Below are 20,671 nucleotides of genomic sequence, written 5' to 3' on the forward strand. Positions count from 1 at the left end.
ATTTTTCGTATTTCCTAAAATTTATGAGTCAGTTCCTAATAAAACCCTATTTTTCGGTATCTTAAGTCTAGCATACAAATACTAGCAAGTTTACATTTTTCTACTTTCTGTAATATCCACAATTACTTTGTATTTTACAATTAAATTTTAAAATACAAAATTTGCCACAAAACTTATACTTTTTACATGTATTTCCAAAATTAGTATAACATCCAGATGAAGCATATACAAAGTTTTCTTCGTTAGCATCATTTATCCATCTCATATCAGCCCCTCCTTTCTTAATAATATATACTATATACAAAAGTCAATTGCTTCAACTTCGATATATCCTATATCTTCGTGAGAAGAAAATATAACTATACTATCATTAGATACTTTTTTCAGCATCTCAAAAAAAATAACCTTATTTTCTTTATCTAAATAAGCTGTTGTCTCATCAAATATATACATATCTTTTTTCTCTACGAAAGCTCTTGCTATTAGTATTCTTTGTAATTGTCCAGAAGATAGGTTTATTTCCGAATTTATTATCGTATAATATTTGTTAGGTAGATTTTCTACAACTTCATCAATACCTAATTTAATACAGATTTTTTTTACACTGTCTAGTTCTATATCTCTATACATACTTATATTATCGTATATAGATAATGTAAATATATACGAATTCTGATCTATATACACAATTGAATTCCTATAACTATTTAAATCGTAATCTTTACTGTCATTTACCTTAATATTTGTCATTTTTTCAGGATAAAGACCAGACAATATATCTAGGAAAGTAGACTTTCCTTTTCCACTCGGTCCGTTTATCTTATATATTTTTCCATGATTAAATGTGAATGAAAAATCTTCAATTATATTATTGCTTGTAATATAGCAAAAATCCAAGTTGCTTATTTCTATTTTATCTATTTTCATTCTATCATTGATATTATCCTCTACTACATCTGCCTCAGTATCAGCGTATAAATCTAGAGTATGTTCTTCAAATAAAGTATTTATTCTTTCCAGTGAAACTCCAATACTTTGAACCATAGAACTGAAACTGGAAAGCCCACTTCCTTCTACTTTAAATTTTTCAGAATATGTACTAAAAGCAACTAGTGTACCAATAGAAATAGAACCTTCTAAACATAGTTTCCCACCTATAACTATAACCAGCATCCTAGATATAAATGATATAATGCTTATAGTTAATGATACATTCACATCTAAATTCGCCTTATTAACACCTAATCTATAAATGTTATTTGTTTCGTCTGCAAAATGTTTTTTTCTTTCATTCTGAACCCCTAATAACTTTATTGTCTTAAATCCATTAAAAGACTCATTTATTACATTTATGTATTCATCCTTTAATTGAGATAATTTTCTTATTTTAACCCTCAAAAGTTGTCCCATTATTACAAATAAAATAAACTCTACAGGTAGAAAACAAATAACTATAAGTGTTAGTAATACATTTATTTTAAGCATTATCATAAAGGTTACAATTACAGTAGCTAGACATCTAAAAAAATCAATTAAATCATTAAACAAATTGGAAATAACCATAGAGTCTTCTTCTATGTTATTAAGTAGTGTTCCCTTATCAATCCTCAAAAAATCCTTGTACTGTATTTTAAACACCTGCGAAAATACATCTAGTTTAACCTTTTTCTCTATGTCAGTAGTTATTTTTATCAAGCACATAGTTTTTATTTTAAATAAAATAGTCGTACCAATAAATATTAATATCAGAATAAAAACATACTTAACAAGCACTGCATTTTTATGTGTTAAACCATCAATTACTTTTCCAAAATAAAAAGGTTCCAACATCAACAGAGAGGACTCCAATGTTATTATTGCTATTATGTTACATATCGACAGTCTACTAAATTTTAATTTTAATATATACCTATAAATCAATCGTATATCAGAAATAAACGAATGAAATTTCATGTAAAATAAATTATAAAAAATTTAATCACATCACTTTCTATTATAAAATAATATATATCTATACCTATAACTAAATTATCATTTTAATATTTATTTAAAATTTTTTCTTCTTTACACAATTACTTTGTTTGCTACAAGTAAAATTTAAAATACAAAAACCAGACGTTTCTGTACTCACTTCTTTATTTTCAGAGAAAACCAAAAAACAATTCTTTTGAGTTTTACCCTTTGAATCATTTGGTTCAGATAGCCATCTCATAATCAGTACCTCCTAAAATAATATAATTATACTATCTCTTTCTTAACACACAGTTATATTGCTTTTTACAAGTATGAAGCAATATGCAAAAACTCGAACATATCGAATAATTTTTACATGGTTTCAAATGTATACAAGGAGAAGGTCCGCCTCCAAGCCTAGCAACTGTAGGTAAATCAGAGCTATTGTTTATCCATCTCATATAAATAATCCTTTCATAAAAAAATATAAAATAGTTATAGGTAGTAGATTTAAATTGTATTCATATAAATATTTTCTAACTCACTCTCTATACTATATTTTTTAGAGCGACAAACAGAATCTCCACTAATTTTTTTCTGGAAAGGACATCCACCCATACACAAGGGTAATATTTTACAATCCAAACATTTTTCAGAAGAGAGTGGATCGTTGTTGATATAATTAAAAAATGTTTTATTATAGTCTATTCCAGAAGAAACATTTCCTACAACACCCTCATCTCTTCCTATTTCATCCCAGCACTTGTACATATTTCCAGAGGGGTCTATGACAAAACTATTTATATTAACAGCCCCACAAACATTAGGATTAAATTCAGCTATTTGTATATAATTTTTATTATTAGTTAAAAAATCATTATACTTTTCTGAGAATTCAACAGATGTCAATAAGCTAGGGTTGCTATCATTAAAAAAATCATCTACTTTAGCTACATAAATAAACACCTTGTCGTACAGTCCCTCAAACTTTATAATATCAATTAATTCTTTAACATCATCTTGATTTGTTCTATCTAAATTTACCCTTATTGTGATATCAATAAGATCACACGTTTCTTTAATATTTTTTAATATTCTGTCAAAAGTTTTTCCACCTGACATCAGTTTTCTTCTTGAATCATGTATTCGAGGTGGTCCGTCCAAAGTTATTTGTGCATTAGTTATTCCCAAGTTTTTTAGTTTTTTTGCAACATTTCTGGTCAACAAATAACCGTTAGTTATAATATCTGATGAATAATTCATATTTTCATATTCAGAATCATCAAAAACTAATTTTGTTATACGTTCAATTATATCAATTGCTAATAAAGGTTCTCCACCATACCAAGTTATTGATAGTAGTTCTTTTCCTCCTATATAATTTTTAATAAATGATACCAATGACAAAATAACCTCATCAGACATCTGATCAAACTTTACACCCTTTTCAAAACAATACGGACAAGCAAAATTACAGTATAAGGTTGGAGCTATTGTTAGTCCTAACCCTCGCCCACTAAATCTAGATGCCGTATTTGTAAATTTTATAAATTCAATTTCATCAAATTCTTTATCAATTAACATTCTACCTTTACAAAGCTCATTTTTTAGCTTTTCATTACTAAGGCAACACTCATTCTTAATATTAAAATAATCTTTAATATCTTCTTTTTCCAAAAGCAATATGCCTGAGCTTAAAGTATTATATAGAATCAAACCGTCGCTTACAGGATGTTCTATATTAAATCTAGATAATTTCATTAAAATCCCCCCTGAATCACAATTATTATCTTTCACATCTATTACTCTTATATATTAAATATTTTTTTGAAAATTTTACAAACAAAAATATAGAAACATATGGTAATACAAAGCTAATAATATCAATAAAAGAACCTACAGGATCACTCAATATACCTACAACCGATAATAGCAAAGGTAAAAAAATAATTATAGTATATAATAAAACAGAAAAGAATACATTAATTATATTTATTTTCTTTATTATAGTTTCTTTTAAAAACAAGCTCGACGTAAAATAACTAATCAAACTGACAACAAGGTATGAATAAAGATTGTTATCACCACTATAAAAATAACATTCCTTTAATATCACAAATATTGGAAATATTGAAAGTAGGTATATAAAGCACCTAATATCACTGCTTCTATAATACATTTCTTCCACTAAAAAAAACTTTTCATACATTTTTTGCATTGTAACACCTCCTATTAACGTATTCTCAGATCCCAGAGTGTTCTTACATTAACACATCTCTTTTCATTACAATTAAATTATATATTTATCTCAATCAAATTTATACTAACTTTTATGCAAGGAACTATAGTATCATGCTATATCCCCTTTTGTGAACTTCTATAATCATTTCCTGATAATTCCTTACCTGTAATTTTTGGTATATTTTATTCATATAATTAGCTAATGTCCTATCGCTAACCCCCACTATTCTGGCAATCTCTTTTCTGTTGTAACCACTACTATACAAGGACACTATCTTAATTTCTAAGTTATCCAATTCATCAATGTCTACTTCATAAGTTATATTGTTTGTATCGTTTTCATATATTGCTTTTAATTTATAAGCAATATCTTCGACATGCTCATCTTTACAAATATAACCGCTTGCACCTATCTCACAAGCTGTACGCCTAAAATAGTTACTATCATATCCGCTCAAAATTACAACCTTAGTTTTGGTATTATTTTTTAATATATCTTTGCTTAAAAGTAAGCCATTGCTGTAACTTTCATTTCTATACCTTTCCAAATTAATGTCCATCAATACCAGATCATACTTTGATATTAAATTGTTTTTAGACAGAACCTCTAAATCCTCTACAATAAAAACCTCCTCAATAAATTCGTATTTTTCCAAATTACTTTTCAAACCTTCGCTAACAGATATATGGTCTTCAATCAATAAAACTTTCATATTCAATCTCCTTATTTATCGGTATCACTATCTCAGTAACAACAGTATTTTCATCTTCATTATCTAATTTACATTCAAATGTATATTTGCCTCCATACGATTCTATTTCTTCTATTAACCCATTCAATCCATAATGACCCTTTTTCACTTTATTTATATCATAAATATCATCTCCATAATTTGTTATAGTAATAAAAATTTCCCTATATCCTACCCTTAATGTTATTTCAATTAAATATCCAGAAGAATGTTTATATGCATTATTAACTAGTTCTTGCAATATTCTATACACTAACTTATCATAGGGTTTGTTCAATATGATGTCTTTATCACAATTAAACTCAACTAACATTTCTTTGTCATCGTATCTATGAGATATATTGTCTAGTATTTCACAATATGTTGTGTATAAAGGCCTCTCAGGATGAATTTTAGGATCAAAATAATCTATTTTACCTCTTAAATTTCTAATAATATTATCCGTTATTAGTATAAGTCTATCATTCTCCATTTCACTTTTCCTACCAGTCAAATCCATCTTAAGAGCGATAATATCCTGTAATATTTCATCATGAATTATTTTTGATAGCTTTTTTCTGTATTTATCTTCTAATATTGAATCATATTTCAATTTCTCAATATGTGAAATAAATAGACTACTGTTTTTCATACATCCTACACATTTGTCACTATATTGGAAAATATTAAAATGTATAGCAATATCTATTACACTCATCAAAAGAAGGTAATTAAAAATCACGAAGATTTTGTCCATAATGCTACTTTTAACTAAAACCAGTATTAATAATGATGTAACCAAATATAATATATAATTCCTATTAGTACTAATTCGTTTCATTTTTTCTACAAGGCTATAACTACTGAATACTGACTTAATTATATTAAATATAAGCACAAACTCTACACAAACAAAGAATATATAAAAATCCGCATTTGTCTCGAAGGCAAAATATTTTGCAAAATAATAAAAAATCATATTCGTTACACCTATAATAAATACTTTGTCCACTTGTGTGTAATTGTATTTTTTTATTTTCTTTAAATTAATAATAAAAAATATTAGTGGGTAGGAGTAAACTATTGGCATTAAAATAATTAGTAACTTTATTCCACTTACAATTTTAAAATATGTAAGTATACTAGCTATTAACCAAGCAATGAAAAAATAAATTTTTATGCTTTCATTAAAAAACAAATTTTTACTTAGTAAGCTTATTACTGCGTCTTCCATAAAAAATACCATCAATAGCTGAGCACTAAATAGTTCATAAAAATATTTATCGCTCATATCAAAATAGATGATATCAATTATTGTTAGTATTGTAAAAGCAGCTACTGTTAATGCATTTCTTATAATTAATTTGTTTTTGTTATTTAATAGCAATAGATAATTGGATAAATATATAAGTAGCAAGCCAAAGGATAAAATAGCTTTATTGACAATGTTCATACTCATGTATAGAGTGCCTGAACATGCAATATAGGTTAGGATTACCTCAGTAAATATTAATAGATACACAAATTTATTATCCAATATATTTTGCTTAAATTTTTTATTCATTTTAGCACCTCAAATAAAATATTCTAACTTATATTTCAAGTAACAAAATATATATTACTTACTTGTAATGACTTTATTTTTCACAAAAAATCAATAATTTCCTTCTTTGATTATACTACAGAAGTTATAAAGATAGCTATATAAATTATTATTTAAAGTTACTACTAATATATTAAATCACACTTTGAATTTATATTATCGGACCAATATTTGGTTCATTTTTAAAAATAATAGCCTATATTATAATACCTTCCCTACTACTAGTGTGAAATATGGAAATTAAGTATAAGAAATATAAGCTATATTGATAAAACAATTAGCTTTAAAATATGGAAGAATATCTTTAAAATAAGGGAGAAAGAGAGTTATAATGACCTACTTAAATTTAAAACCCTATATAAAGTATCAAGAAACGAATAAAATTAAATTGCTAAAACCAATGCCTGTTAAAGTAAAACACTTTTCCGGTGGCGACTTGACAAAAGGCTTTTCTAGTGGATATCTTATGGTAGACCTGTGCCTAGCAATCCTCAGTCTTTCACTTTGTATCCTGATTGTATCAAACTATTTAGCCAACCTATCTCTTATAAATAAACATACGGTTGATTTGAACAGTCAATACAAAATTCTAAGAAGTGAGGTAGACCACTCAGTAAGTCTAATGTCAAAGCCCGACAGCGATAAAGAAATCAGCGCCGATCCTATTGTCTATGAAAAAGATGGCTACCTATTTGAAAAGAGATACACTCTTTTAGATGATAATTTTAAGATGTACAGGCTAGATATATCAGCTGCAGACAAGAAAAGAACTTACAAGACCAGCACCTACTTTATAGTGAGATAATCAACCTATGGATTTAGGATGTTAAAGGAAGAACGAGTATGAATACTATACCAATACAAATAAAACCAAATAAAAATAAATCTGGCAGCGTATCACTTAGTAGTTTGATTTGCCTAAACATACTAGTAATCATAATAATATCAAGCATGCTGGCATACCAAAATTTGATGAGATATGAAAAGTCTAGTAGGTCTCTTGCACAAAATGACTATGAAGCCAAAATCGGTCCTGTCTGTGCCGAGATAAACTACCTATACTCCATCAAATATGCCTATGAGTCCACAAATTCAGCTGCTGAGTTTGAAAGATACTTTGCAACTATGGATAGACTCGGTCATAGGAGGGTCTACAAGAAGGAATATTACAATGATGAGAGGGTCACTATCAAGAGTATAGCTGAGAACAGCAGGGTCAATATTGATAATACTAGCATAGAGTTTTCCATAGCCTGTATTTTCAAGGATGAACTAGACCCCAAGCATGTGCCAGGCAAGTATTTCACTAGTAAAAAAGACTATATTCAAAGGTATATATCTAAGAGGTGCCAGATAATCAACCCCTACCTAAAATACAATATAAAAACTCCTGAGGAAAAGAGGAATTTGACCTATGAAGAAATTAAGACCTTGTTCAGCTATAAATAATAAGACCGATGGATTTTCAGCTGTTGAGATGCTTGTCTGCCTATCCCTACTTGGACTTGTCCTATCTATATCCAGCATATCCTACCCCATAGGAGCCCTTCGTTTTAATGAGTCTATAAACAACCTAAAGTCAGACCTTAGGAATACAATCGTTCTGGCCCAAGATACAAGTGTAAGCTACAAGTTCAAAATAGACGCCCAAAACAAGTCATACTCTATCGAAAATTACAAGGGTGGTATATTGGAAAAAAGGATCCTAGAAAAGGACATCTATATAGGATATGATAGTATGACATTTAATATAGGTAGCCTTAATAGGTCTGGCGGGTCATCAACCCCACTCAGTCTCTATATTATAGACACATCAAGGAAAAAGGCGGAAAGAATCACCCTCATGCTGGGTACTTCGAGGGTACATTCTTATTCATGCGACTACAAACTAGCCTTACTTGAACTTAGCCCAAGTGTCAGGAGTGATATAGATAAATAGTATATGTGTATTGTTTTATAAATAATATATGTCAATTATAGTTTTACGAATTATATATGTAAAGTATAGTTTTAAGAGTAATGTATGTGAATTATGGTTTTAGGAATAATATATGAGTTATTCTTGTAATAGATAATATTGTAGGTGATAGTTTTGATAAATGGTTTAATAATCAAGAAAAATAAAGTGTCTATTTTAGATAATAGGAGCAAAAAGCAAGGATATCTTATGATAGAATGCCTGATTTATATTTGTGTATCATGTATAGTCTTATCTAGCATTTTCCTACTGGTATCATCTACAAGAAAAATCCAAAAATACCAAGCAAATTTATTTGATTTAAATGAGGTTGCAATAAAGACCGAAGATATTATAAGGTTTGAGCTAGAGGATTCTATAGACTGCCTTATCAGTAGCAAGTTTGTAGATGACAGCGACTACCACCAAGTAAGGTCAATTGACTATCTCACTTATAATAACTATATGACTATGGACTTTGTAGTTCAAAAATCACTAGTCAATTCCTATGGGTCCTTATATATCAAAAATGACACTATGTTTCAGGTTGCCAACCACCTTAAGTCAATGCTGGTCAAGCCAGTGTTCGATGGTGAGGGTAAGCTGATATACCTTTCAGTCAAACTTATTTTTGAAAAGGATAAGTCCAAACTGACTAGGGAATTTACAATCTACTTCTAATATTCTAACATATGAAAATGAGGTTACAATACCATCCGACCCTTAAAGCTCTCCTCGGTATGTAACCTCATTTTCCATTAGTTACAGCCAGAACATCCACCAGTTTCTTCACTGCTTGCTGGTCCTTCGATAGCCTTTCTAAGCATAAAGTTCCTTCCAACTCCCTTAGGTAGCTTCATCTTTACAAGCTGTCTTGGATGTGGAGCTGCCTCTATAGTCTCTCCCTCTTCATTGTACATTTCTTCGATTTTTGTCTCTAATGTATGAGTGTATGGCCCTATGATTTCTATCTCATCACCTATGACCATCTTGTTTCTCTGTTCAACTACTGCATATCCATCTTCATCCTGGTCTGATACCACAATACCTATAAAGTCGTAGTTACGTACATATGATGCAGATGCGTAGTTCTGTTCTTCAGTTCCAGGCTTGTCATTGAAGAATCCAGTAGTGAAGTGCCTGTGACTTCCCTTCTTTAGTTCCTCTAGCCACATAGGATCAAACTTCCATCCTTGAGGGTCTGCATAGTAAGCATCAAGTGCCATCCTGTAGGCTCTTACAACTGTTGCTACATAGTAGGCAGTCTTCATTCTACCCTCTATTTTTAGGGATGTTATACCTGCTTCTACTATCTGAGGTATAAATTCTACCATGCATAGGTCCTTGGAGTTAAAGAAGAATGTCCCTCTCTCGTCTTCATATATTGGGAAGTACTCTCCCGGTCTTTTTTCTTCTACTAGGTTGTACTTCCAACGACATGACTGGGCACATGATCCCCTGTTGGCATCTCTTCCTGTCATATAGTTTGATATTAGGCACCTACCTGAGTATGATATACACATGGCTCCATGAACAAATGCCTCTATATCTGTGCCCTCTGGAGCGTGGTCTCTTATAGATTTTACTTCTTCAAAAGAAAGTTCTCTCGCTACAACCACTCTCTTGGCTCCTAGATTATACCAGAAATTTGCACTCCTATAGTTAGTTGTATTGGCCTGTGTAGATATATGTAGTTCCATATCTGGTAAAATATCCCTGATTATCTGGATAACACCTGGGTCTGATGCTATTAGGGCATCAACTCCTGCTGCTGATAGGTCCTTGATATAGTCTTCAAATCCTTCAAAATCTGAGTCATGAGGTATGATATTTACAGTTACAAATATCCTCTTACCTCTCTCATGTGCAAAATCTGCACCTTCTTTAATCTCTTCTATAGTGAAGTTCTTGGCAGCTGTTCTCATACCAAAGTTCTCTCCACCAAGATAAACTGCATCTGCACCGTATTCAAATGCTATTTTAAGTCTTTCTAGGTCGCCAGCTGGGGCTAGTAATTCCACTTTTTCCATTATACTTACTCCTTTATTTCTTGTATGATAAGGCTACTCCATCTCCTACTGGTAGGATTGATGTATCCACATCCTCTAGACTGCATATATAGTCTAGGTATTCTCTCATTCTCTTTACAATCGTCCTTTTTCTTCTTACCACAAAATCATCACTTGCAATCATTCCCTTATACAAAATGTTGTCTGATATTACAATGCCACCCTTTTTTAGCTGTGGTGTCACCATATCGTAGAACATCTTGTACTGACCCTTAGCTGCATCTATAAAGATCATATCAAACTCTCCATCTAGGTCCTTTAGGGTCTGTGCAGCATCTCCAACAAGAATTTTTATCTTGTCTTTAAGTCCTGCCTTTTCTATATTTTCGTATGCCTTTTCTAGCATCACTGGATTTCTTTCTGTTGTTATTATCTCAACATCGCCACCTAGTACTGTAGCAAAAAATATTGAAGAATAACCAATTGCACATCCAATTTCAAGTATCCTCTTAGGCTTGTGTATGTCCAATATAAACCTCAACAATTCTGCAACTTCCTTGTGTATTATAGGTACGCTATTTTCTTTTGCGTATTCTTCCATTTCAAGGATTAAAGACTTATTTTCCTTTAAGATGTTCCTTATATAGTCTTCAACCAAATCATTTACTATATTACTCATATCTACTCCTATACTATACTATATTACTCATATCTACTCCTATTTTGATTTTTCTCTAAAAAACAGGGAAGTAGCCCCTCCCTGTTATCTAGTCACTTTAGTTTTTGCTACTTTTTTCAGTAGTTGATTCCTCTTTAGACTTTTGAGCTGCCTTTGCATCTTGTTCACCATAGGCTTCCTTACGATACTTGTCAGCACTTACCTTGTGTTCCTCAAATGTCTTGCTGTATGAGTTCTTACCATTGACATTTGTAACAAAGTATAGGTAGTCTGTCTTTTTAGGATTGGCTGCAGCAACCATAGACTTCTTACCTGGACTGGCAACTGGTGTTGGTGGAAGGCCTTTGTTTAGGTATAGGTTGTATGGTGATTCTACCTTTAAATCAGAATACAGGACCCTGCCCTTTCTCTGTGGTAGGCCATACTGAAGTACAGCATCTGACTGTAGTCTCATCTTCTTGTCTAATCTATTGTAGAATATACCTGCTATTATATCCCTATCTTCATCATTTACAGCTTCCTTTTCAACTATAGATGCCATTATAATAGTGTCATAGAAATTATAGTTGTTCTTCTTGACAGCTGGCTCTACACTTGCCTTGTAGACCCTAGAAAACTCAGATAGCATCTTTTCAAAAATTTCCTTTTCGCTAGTGCCCTTCTTGAAATAGTAAGTCTCTGGGTACAAGAATCCTTCTAGAGTTGCTATCCTAGTGTCCTTTAAAAATGGGAACTTATCAGCAAACTTACTAGGGTTCCTATATAGGTCTACAAATTTTTCCCTTTGTCCAAGTCCCTTGGCTACCAACTTTGCAACTATATCTGTTGATATGCTACCTTCTGGTATTGTAAATTTCACACCATCTTGGTATATCTGACCTCTTACTAGCTTGTCTATTATCTTGTCGTTGTCCATGTTCTTTGACAACTTGTACTTTCCGGCCTTTATTTTTTCAGCCTTGCCTGTATCTCTTACATTTTTAACAAATACACGTTTATTTTTGATCAGGTCTTTTTCCTTTAATAGGCTTGCAATTGACTTTACACTTGAGCCCTCTGGTATATCTACTAGCTGACTTTCCTTGGTGTTAGGATCTACTGGTTGTGATCCTGTCTTCATCATGTAGTAAGATCCACCCGAAAACAATACTATAAGCACAAGTAGGCAAACCAATATTTTCAGTAAATTAACTTTTCTGCGTCTTTTTTTAGACTTTTTAATAGGTTTATTAGGAGTCTTTCTCTTCAATGTTTTTTTATCCACTATATTTTTTCCTCTCAATTATAATCATTTTACTATTATACACTAAGTTCAAATAAAATTGCAAGTTTATATAGATTTTACCAGCTCTTTAACTAATCTAATAAACCTATCCTTTACTAGGTTTGATGTTTCGATTACCTCATCATGCACTAGCGGCTTGTCCAGTATACCCGCTGCCATATTTGTTATGCACGATATACCGTATACACTCATGCCACAATGGTTGGCAACCAATACCTCAGGAACCGTAGACATACCGACAGCATCTGCTCCAAGTATTCCAGCCATTCTAACCTCTGCTGGAGTCTCATAGTTAGGACCTGAAAAATACATATATACACCTTCCTTAATATCCATAGAAAGTCTATCTGCACATTCCTTGATCAAGCTCCTACCTTCTTTGTGGTATCCGTTTGACATATCGGGAAATCTTGGTCCTATTGGATCATTCTTTCCTATGAGTGGATTTGATCCTGAAAAATTGATATGGTCCTTGATTATCATCAAATCTCCCGGTTTGTAAGTCTTGTTGACACCACCAGCAGCATTTGTTACAAGTAGTTTATTTATACCCATCTTTTTAAATACCCTTATTGGATATGTTATTTCTTTTTGTGTATAGCCTTCATAGTAGTGGAACCTCCCCTGCATAACAAGGACACACTTGCCACATAGGCTACCTATTACCAATTGGTTTTTGTGACCTTCAACATCTGATGTCATAAAACCTGGTATATCTTGGTACTTGATTATAGTCGGATTCTCTATCTGGTCTGCCAAATCTCCTAGGCCTGACCCTAGTATAAGGGCAATTTCAGGTACCTTATCTGTAACGCTTTTTATGTATTCAAGGCTTAAATCTATATTATTTGTATATTCATCCATAAATTCACCTACTCTTCCTTTCCCATATAGGCTGCAACTGCTGAAGCAGCTTCAAAAAATTCTCTATCTTCATCAAATGACCTACCCATGCTCTTGACCCTCATATTATTTGAATCTAGGTCAAGCTTTGTATCTTGGTAGTCATACTCTATTATTTGATGGCTAGTATATAGGTCATTTTCCTCTAACTGCTCCTTTATCCTAGCCAACTTATCATCTTGATAGGCCTTGTTGATTATTATCCTTGTTGGATTGTTTACTATATCTTTTAGGATTGTAAGTGTGTGGTGAGACAAGCCCCTATGTCTATCCCTCTTATCAGCAAAAGATATTCTAGGTATCATATATGATCTACCACCAAGTTTTGACACTGCATCCAATATTGTAGCCTGGTCTATACCACTAAATCCGTACTTAGTTCCTGTGCCTGCTATTCCAGGTCCCATAGCAACTAGTACGCAGTCGGCCTTACAAATTTCTTTGGCAGTTATAAGGGCTGTATAGATATTTATACACTCATAGTCGCCACCAAAGGCATTACCATAAGTTATAGTCTTATCTATGAGTCCAGCCTTTTTCAAGTTTTCTACGTTTTTGCTAAAAGAAATAGGAAGTGCTGCACCATCTGTCATAATATACACTAGTTTGGCATCCGGTTTAAATTTTTTGTATGTAGCAGCAAAAGGTTGCAATATACTATGTAGGGCACCTACAGCTACAGGCAGAGAATCTAGTGATTCAAAGCCGGCAAACACATCATGATAAGGACTAGCCTGTTCTTCTACAGAATCTACCTTTATCTGAAGAGGAGTATACCTAAGTTTCATAATATGACCACCAGGTGTTAAATTTGATTCGGGCTTGTCCATATTTAGGATGACATAGTGAAAGCCACCTGTTCCTAGACTAAGTTCAACAGCAGTAGTATTTACAACTACACAATCACCTATATCAGCATGTCCTGTCATAGCCACATAATTATAGGCCCTTGACTCTTTAGAATCAATTTCTACTACTAAATCCTGTATTTCTTCGTTTTCACTTTTTATAGAAACTACCTTTGCAAGTCTTTTGCTAATCATATTATTATCCTTCCTAATTCCTACCCAACTTGTCTATAAAGTTGAGTACTGAATTTTGTTCTATTAATTTAGTCAGTGAATATTTTTCAGTAAGAACGTGTATGGCAATAAGTCCTACCAGACATACAAGCTGAACCTGTATGCTAAATGATATCACTATCATAACTCCTATAAATACACCTAGTACATTTGAGCCGGCATCCCCCATCATTGATAGGGCCTTTAGGTCAAATATAAAATAAGATACAACACCTGGTAATAGGAGCATATACAACTGCCTATTAAAGTCGCCAGCAAATATCAGTACTAGTATACTTATAATTAGGTATACCTTAATAGCTCTTCCTGGTCTTAGGTCCAATAGGTTCATAAAGTTAGTAGCTAAGGCAACAACCAAGGTTCCGACTACAACTCCTAGTATATTATCTGCAACAGCTGCAGATACAACTATACCTATAAAACCTCCAAGTACTGCCTTAAATCCACCAGTAGTCAACCTACCCTTAAACATGGATAAAAAGTGTCCCTTTAGTCCAGTGACATCCCTGTTTCCTATAGCATCATCCATTATACCTGCAAATGCCATAGCCATAACAGCAAACAACAATACAAATATCAATAAGAGTCTATCGTGTTCTATATTAAAGTAAGTTAATATTGCGGAGTTTACCATTAGGGCTGGGATAAATGCTATTCCCATTCCAACCGGAATCATCTCTCCCCTATAATTTTTCCTTATAAGTCCACATGACTCTAACATATATTTTACCATTGGTATCGAGATGACACTTACACCAACTCCAACCAACAATAAAACTAACAACATCAAGTAATCGTACACGATTATCTCCCCCACTCTTTTTTCTTTTGGTTAATTATTCTCTTAATATGGAGATACTGTTTACCCCTATGGATAAATCCACTTAGGTCCCTTCCAGTTTCATTGTGGGTCATATCTACTATTACCTCTTTAACTGTATATCCCCATTTTAGTATATCTATAGTCATACCTACTTCTACACCGTATCCATCAGGTATTCCATCAAATCTCTCTATTACTTCTCTCTTAAAGGCTCTTTGCCCAGATATCGTTGAGTTGAGTTCAACTCCAGTCATCTTAAATACAGATTCCTTGGCAAGTCTTTTTACAAAGCCCATACCCCCCTTTTTCTTGGCAGGTCTAAATCTTGCAATAGCGACATCACATTCACCATCTACCACTGGTCTGATGATCTTGACTACCTCTGATGATGTCTCCATTACATCACCGTCTAAGAACACTACGACCTCTGCCTTTGGGCTTATAGTTTCAAGTCCTCTTTCAAGAGCCTTGCCCTTACCCTGGTTTGTTGGCTGCTCTTTAAAAATAAGCTTGTCTAGCTTGTAGTTTCTAAGTAATTCAGCAGTATCGTCACTCGATCCGTCATCAACTACAACTATCTCATTTATCTCTTCTATATTCGCTATACCATCAAGAGTCTTTATTATTCTTTCTGACTCGTTATAGGCTGGTATTATAACACTCGTAAACATAGTTTACCTCCTTGCATTATATGACATGTTTTATAGTCATATTTTATATATGACATGTTTTATAGTCATATTTTATCGACCTATCTCATAAGTCTGATTTATAGTACTACTTCTTAGTCCTATTTTTCACTCGGTAGCAATACAGTACCTTCTGCTGGATTTCCGTAGCTACCTGATGTTACTCCATATTTCATCAGCATAATCATAGATAACCTACCACTAGCGTCATCTATATTGTTTATACTAGGCATATCCATCTCAGAATACTTTTCCAATAATTTTGAATCTGATGTGCTAGTTGTTATAGCTATAGTTGGCTTGTTAAGACTGAATTTTTCTAGGACTGGTTTTTCTAGCATAGCAAACTTGTCACTCAACTTTGTATTTGAGTTTGTATATACGACAAAGTTTGTAACAGAGTCATAGTTACCATTATAGCTTACAAGCTTAACATACCCTAGTTCCTGTAACTTTTCAAGTTCTTGAGATGTTCCTGAAGTCTTTATTGAATTTGCTATTAACTTCATTATATCAGCCCTATTCTTTAGGTTAAGTGATAGTTTCTCATTGACCTTGCTTAGGGCATCCTTTTCTAAAATAGACTCATTAATCTGAACGTTAAAGGCAATATTTGCTCCAGAATTTTTGGCTGCAGTTTCTATATTGCTAGTGTCTTCCCTTTCATTGAAAGATATAATACCGATTTGCTTGTCCTTAAGCTCATACTGGCTTAGGTTTATTTCTTTATTTGTTATTAAGGCCTTAGCATTTGATATAGACTTTTTAAAGGTTTCATTTTCTGCCTTTAGCTGATCATTTTTTTCCTTTAACTGGTTAAACTTGGTATCTATCTCTTCTATTATCGAAGCATTCTTTTCTTCAACTGCCTCGTTTGTTCCTAGATTAGATCCTATCAATATACCGATACCTAGGGCTAAAAATATAGACCCTATTGACACGATAAAATACTTAAAATTAATATGCATACTCTTTCCCCCCTACATCTGTAGTAATAATTTCATCTTTATTTGTAATAATTGCATAAATGTCTGTACCTTTGGAGATAGAGATGCAACTATCAACACTGGGAACAAACCTGTCAGTATTAGAGCAACTATATATTTAATCTTTAACCTTGACTTGTATAGCATACTCACACCCTTGGCATCTATTAGCCTATCACCTATCTTCAGTCTTACAAGAAATGTTGATGCCATACCCTTTCTACCCTTTTCTAGGAAGTCTATCATATTTGAATGGGTTCCAAGGGCTACAATCAGCTGGGCCTTGTATTCATAGGCAACCAACATAGCTATGTCTTCACTAGTTCCCGGAGAAGGCATGACAACAGCCTTTAATCCTAGGTCCTCAACCCTCTTTAGACCTGGAGCCCTACCATCTACATAGGCGTGGACAAGTATTTCGTCCGCTGCCATAAGGGCCTCATCGCTTACACTGTCCATATCTCCTACTATTAGGTCTGGCTTGTAACCAAACTCCATAAGGGCATCTGCTCCACCATCTACACCTACTAGAACTGGCTTGACTTCTTCTATATAGTTGATCATTGCGTGTAGGTCATCCTTGTAGTTATGACCCCTTACAACTACTAGAACATGCCTATCAGCAAACTTAGTGGACATCTTAGGTATCTCTACATCTCCAAGTATCATGCCCTTTTCCCTCTTGGCATACTCTATTGTATTGTCTATAAATCTGTCCAACTCCTGACCTATATTTTCGTAGGCTAGTCTAATCTTTTCATCGACAACTTCCTTGTCCATGACTTCTCCACGACCTATCAACTTATCCCTTCTATAGATTTCTCCATCTTCGACCACAATAAAATCATCCTCTTGTAGGTCATCAAAGGCATCTATACCTATGTTGTCAACGATAAGTATGTTATTATCTACAAGTATTCTAGGCCCTGCATTAGGATACCTACCACTTATAGACTTGTCAGCGTTTACTACCAGCTTGATTTTTGCTTCAACTAAAGAATTGGCTGCCACCTCGTCAATATCTATATGATTGATTACCGCTATTTGACCTGGCTCTATTCTTTTTGCGAGCTTTTTAGTTTTTCTATCTTTTTTTAACTTTGCTTCTACTCGCATTTTTCCCTCCTAAAATTCATTTTGCTTTCTCTTGCTCCATAGAGCATCTCCCTTGCGTGTTCTAGGGTCTTGTCTGATATTATCTTGCCTGATATCAACCTAGCAATTTCATCAATCTGTCCATCTTCTTCTAGATGGCAAAGGCCTGTGAACGTTCTTTTATTTTCAATATGCTTTTCTATATAATAGTGATCATCAGCAAAAGCGGCTATCTGAGGTAGGTGGGTAATACACACAACCTGCTTGTTTTCAGATATCTTGGCAAGCTTTTCTCCAACAACTTGAGCTGCCCTTCCACTTATGCCTGTATCTATCTCATCGAATATCATCGACTCTATTTTATCGACATCAGAAATAATATTTTTAAATGCAAGCATAAATCTTGACATCTCACCACCTGATGCGACCTTGTTTAAAGGATTAAGGTCTTCACCCAAGTTGAATGATACATAAAATTCTATATCGTCATATCCATTATCATTATAGTCTATTTTCTTAAAAATAACCTTAAATCTTGTATTTTTCATATTTAGTGATACAAGTTCAGACAAAAGGCTTTCTTCAAGTTTCTCTGCTACCTTCATTCTCTTGTCTGAAAGTATCTTAGCTACCCCTTCAAGCTCTACAAGTTTTTTGGATAGCTTGTCCTGAAGAATCTTGTTTTTTTCTTCCCTATTCTCTATATCGTCTAGTCTTTTTACAATCCTATCATAGTATTCTAGGATTTCTCCTATGGTATCTCCATATTTTCGTCTTAAGTTGTTTATAGTATCTATCCTATTTTCAATCTCATTTAAAACATTTGGGTCAAAATCTATACTGGACATATATGACCTCATATCTTGAGCTAGATCCTGAATCTCTATTGCTATCTTCTCGCTCTGACACCTCATCTCTTCAAGCCTTGAATCATATTTTCCAAGTGGAGACATGAGTACTTCAACCTTGCCTGCTATAGTATCAGCACTGTACTCCGATTCATGCATCAACTCATAGGACTGGGCAAGGGCATTATATATTTTCTCACTGTTCAAAAACACATCTCTTCTAGACTTTAGGTCTTCGTATTCCTTTTCATCTAGCTTGGCAGATGATATTTCCTTTATTTGAAATTCAAGCAAGTCTTTTTCCCTCTGGACTTCCCTGTCAGACTTGTTATCATTTAACCTAAGGATTTCTCTTTTAATATCCCTGTACTCTTCAAATACCTTCTTGTAGTTGCTTAATTCTCTTTGAATAGAATCCTTGGCGTATAGGTCCAAAAACTCAAGATGGTTGTCTCTGTCATATAGGGCCTGGTTTTGGTGCTGACCATGCATATCCACAAGGTAGCCCATAGACTTTTTAAGGTCAGAAACCCTTATGTTCTTGCCATTGACCCTTGTCGTGGTCTTACCATCATCAAATAGTCTTCTGGACACTATGATAGGTTCTTCTATGTCGATTTCGACACCAAATTCCCTTAAAGACCCTATAAATCTTTCATTTTTGGTGTATATAAGGGCCTCGACCAAACCATCCTTATGCCCCTTTCTAAGGAAGGTCCTATCATATTTACCGCCGAGACAAAGGTTAAGGGCTCCCAAAATAATAGATTTACCCGAACCGGTCTCACCTGTAAGAATATTAAGTTGTTTACCAAACTCCACCCTCATCTCTTCTATTAGGGCGCAGTTCTTTATATATAGTTCGTAAATCATAGCTACCTCCGCCAATGTCTCTGGCTATTTTCCTATTTATTGTCAAGTGAATGAGACTCCTCTACCAGCTTCTCAATCCTACTATAGTAGTCCTCATAGTTATTGTTCTCACTTGGAAGATACTTGTCCTCTATTACTATATCATCAACCAAGACACAATCTTCAAGTTCTAACTTATCTTCAATCTTTTCAAGGTATATCAGGTATTCTATATTACCTTCTGGCCCCTTGATAGGAGAATAGTCAAGGTCAAGTATTTTAAAACCTTCCTTAACTGCTATTTTAGATACCCTGTCTATTACCTCTATATGGGTTGAAGGCTCTCTTACGACTCCCTTTTTACCTACTTTTTCCCTACCAGCTTCAAACTGTGGCTTGATTAGGGCTACAATCCTGCCCCCCATCTTAAGTGAGGCCCAAGCCTTTGGTAAGACATTTTTAAGAGATATAAATGACACGTCTATTGATGCAAAGTCTGGTCTAGGATCTAATAAACTCTCATCTAGGTGACGTATGTTCTGTCTTTCCATGCAGACAACCCTCTCGTCCTCTCTTAGCTTCCAAGCCAACTGACCATAGCCCACATCTATAGAGTATACTTTTACAGCTCCATTCTGTAGCATACAGTCTGTAAATCCACCTGTGGAGGCTCCTATGTCCATACAGACCTTGTCTTTTAATACTAAATCAAAGTTGTTGACAGCCTTCTCCAGTTTAAGACCACCCCTACTTACATAAGGAATCTGCTTCCCCTTTACAAGTATCTCTGAGTCAATCTTGACTGCAGTACCAGGCTTATCAACCCTTTGGTTATTTACAAACACATTTCCCGCCATTATAGTTCTTCTAGCCTGTTCCCTGCTAGCAAAATATCCGAAATCTACTAGTAGCACATCAATTCTCTTCTTCATAAT

Annotated in this window: 21 protein-coding genes; 4 read left to right on the forward strand and 17 right to left on the reverse strand. The window is 33.5% G+C overall.

The genetic code is table 11. The features are described 5' to 3' along the window. Positions 1 to 100: 100 nt before the first annotated feature. The 6 genes from HMPREF0631_RS09910 to HMPREF0631_RS10175 form a co-directional block, all read right to left on the reverse strand. Complete coding sequence (locus HMPREF0631_RS09910) at positions 101 to 265, reverse strand: hypothetical protein (RefSeq protein WP_157755927.1); 165 nt, start codon at positions 263 to 265, stop codon at positions 101 to 103. A gap of 29 nt (positions 266 to 294) precedes the next feature. Further along, positions 295 to 1,953, reverse strand: a complete 1,659-nt coding sequence (locus tag HMPREF0631_RS04550) for an ABC transporter ATP-binding protein (RefSeq protein WP_002843829.1) — start codon at positions 1,951 to 1,953, stop codon at positions 295 to 297. Positions 1,954 to 2,463: 510 nt separating this feature from the next. Continuing rightward, on the reverse strand, positions 2,464 to 3,714 hold the full coding sequence (locus tag HMPREF0631_RS04555; protein ID WP_002843761.1) for a radical SAM/SPASM domain-containing protein: 1,251 nt from the start codon (positions 3,712 to 3,714) through the stop codon (positions 2,464 to 2,466). A 25-nt stretch (positions 3,715 to 3,739) separates the two neighbouring features. Next, entirely contained in the window at positions 3,740 to 4,171 is a 432-nt protein-coding gene (locus HMPREF0631_RS04560; protein WP_039866310.1) for a hypothetical protein, read from the reverse strand. Between the two features lie 124 nt (positions 4,172 to 4,295). Continuing rightward, positions 4,296 to 4,907, reverse strand: coding sequence for a response regulator transcription factor (locus HMPREF0631_RS04565; RefSeq protein WP_002843765.1), 612 nt, complete (start codon positions 4,905 to 4,907; stop codon positions 4,296 to 4,298). Further along, the gene (locus tag HMPREF0631_RS10175; protein WP_002843753.1) at positions 4,888 to 6,489 is read right to left on the reverse strand and encodes a sensor histidine kinase; all 1,602 of its coding nucleotides are present in this window, start codon (positions 6,487 to 6,489) and stop codon (positions 4,888 to 4,890) included. Before HMPREF0631_RS10175 ends, HMPREF0631_RS04565 begins: the two co-directional genes overlap by 20 nt. A 370-nt stretch (positions 6,490 to 6,859) precedes the next feature. Here HMPREF0631_RS10175 and HMPREF0631_RS04575 point away from each other — a divergent pair, with 370 nt between their 5' ends. From HMPREF0631_RS04575 to HMPREF0631_RS04590, 4 genes are all read left to right on the forward strand, one after another. Next, positions 6,860 to 7,333, forward strand: a complete 474-nt coding sequence (locus HMPREF0631_RS04575; protein WP_002843773.1) for a hypothetical protein — start codon at positions 6,860 to 6,862, stop codon at positions 7,331 to 7,333. Positions 7,334 to 7,371: 38 nt separating this feature from the next. Beyond that, positions 7,372 to 7,977, forward strand: coding sequence for a hypothetical protein (locus HMPREF0631_RS04580; protein ID WP_002843854.1), 606 nt, complete (start codon positions 7,372 to 7,374; stop codon positions 7,975 to 7,977). After that, complete coding sequence (locus tag HMPREF0631_RS04585; RefSeq protein ID WP_002843784.1) at positions 7,943 to 8,467, forward strand: pilus assembly FimT family protein; 525 nt, start codon at positions 7,943 to 7,945, stop codon at positions 8,465 to 8,467. Before HMPREF0631_RS04580 ends, HMPREF0631_RS04585 begins: the two co-directional genes overlap by 35 nt. A gap of 144 nt (positions 8,468 to 8,611) precedes the next feature. Continuing rightward, positions 8,612 to 9,166 (forward strand): hypothetical protein, encoded by a 555-nt coding sequence (locus tag HMPREF0631_RS04590; protein WP_242821661.1) that lies wholly within the window; start codon positions 8,612 to 8,614, stop codon positions 9,164 to 9,166. A gap of 77 nt (positions 9,167 to 9,243) precedes the next feature. Here HMPREF0631_RS04590 and HMPREF0631_RS04595 read toward each other — a convergent pair whose 3' ends face one another. The 11 genes from HMPREF0631_RS04595 to HMPREF0631_RS04645 form a co-directional block, all read right to left on the reverse strand. Then, positions 9,244 to 10,515: a peptidase U32 family protein gene (locus HMPREF0631_RS04595; RefSeq protein WP_002843751.1), complete on the reverse strand. Its 1,272-nt coding sequence runs from the start codon at positions 10,513 to 10,515 to the stop codon at positions 9,244 to 9,246. 13 nt (positions 10,516 to 10,528) lie between these two features. Next, positions 10,529 to 11,173 (reverse strand): O-methyltransferase, encoded by a 645-nt coding sequence (locus tag HMPREF0631_RS04600; RefSeq protein WP_002843827.1) that lies wholly within the window; start codon positions 11,171 to 11,173, stop codon positions 10,529 to 10,531. A 97-nt stretch (positions 11,174 to 11,270) separates the two neighbouring features. Then, positions 11,271 to 12,437: an endolytic transglycosylase MltG gene (gene mltG, locus HMPREF0631_RS04605; RefSeq protein ID WP_002843745.1), complete on the reverse strand. Its 1,167-nt coding sequence runs from the start codon at positions 12,435 to 12,437 to the stop codon at positions 11,271 to 11,273. Positions 12,438 to 12,503: 66 nt separating this feature from the next. Further along, positions 12,504 to 13,322 (reverse strand): purine-nucleoside phosphorylase, encoded by an 819-nt coding sequence (locus HMPREF0631_RS04610; RefSeq protein WP_002843839.1) that lies wholly within the window; start codon positions 13,320 to 13,322, stop codon positions 12,504 to 12,506. Positions 13,323 to 13,330: 8 nt separating this feature from the next. Next, entirely contained in the window at positions 13,331 to 14,404 is a 1,074-nt protein-coding gene (locus tag HMPREF0631_RS04615; protein ID WP_002843800.1) for a DUF3866 family protein, read from the reverse strand. A 13-nt stretch (positions 14,405 to 14,417) separates the two neighbouring features. Next, complete coding sequence (locus HMPREF0631_RS04620) at positions 14,418 to 15,245, reverse strand: glycosyl transferase (protein WP_002843805.1); 828 nt, start codon at positions 15,243 to 15,245, stop codon at positions 14,418 to 14,420. A gap of 2 nt (positions 15,246 to 15,247) precedes the next feature. After that, on the reverse strand, positions 15,248 to 15,937 hold the full coding sequence (locus HMPREF0631_RS04625; RefSeq protein ID WP_002843808.1) for a glycosyltransferase family 2 protein: 690 nt from the start codon (positions 15,935 to 15,937) through the stop codon (positions 15,248 to 15,250). Positions 15,938 to 16,056: 119 nt separating this feature from the next. Beyond that, complete coding sequence (locus tag HMPREF0631_RS04630; protein ID WP_002843780.1) at positions 16,057 to 16,923, reverse strand: copper transporter; 867 nt, start codon at positions 16,921 to 16,923, stop codon at positions 16,057 to 16,059. A 12-nt stretch (positions 16,924 to 16,935) separates the two neighbouring features. After that, positions 16,936 to 18,057: a putative cytokinetic ring protein SteA gene (gene steA / locus HMPREF0631_RS04635; RefSeq protein ID WP_002843847.1), complete on the reverse strand. Its 1,122-nt coding sequence runs from the start codon at positions 18,055 to 18,057 to the stop codon at positions 16,936 to 16,938. Beyond that, on the reverse strand, positions 18,048 to 19,757 hold the full coding sequence (gene recN, locus HMPREF0631_RS04640) for a DNA repair protein RecN (protein WP_002843830.1): 1,710 nt from the start codon (positions 19,755 to 19,757) through the stop codon (positions 18,048 to 18,050). Before recN ends, steA begins: the two co-directional genes overlap by 10 nt. Positions 19,758 to 19,789: 32 nt before the next feature. Next, entirely contained in the window at positions 19,790 to 20,668 is an 879-nt protein-coding gene (locus HMPREF0631_RS04645) for a TlyA family RNA methyltransferase (RefSeq protein WP_002843748.1), read from the reverse strand. Between the last annotated feature and the right edge of the window lie 3 nt (positions 20,669 to 20,671).

The organism is Peptostreptococcus anaerobius 653-L, assembly GCF_000178095.1.
Taxonomy (GTDB): domain Bacteria; phylum Bacillota; class Clostridia; order Peptostreptococcales; family Peptostreptococcaceae; genus Peptostreptococcus; species Peptostreptococcus anaerobius.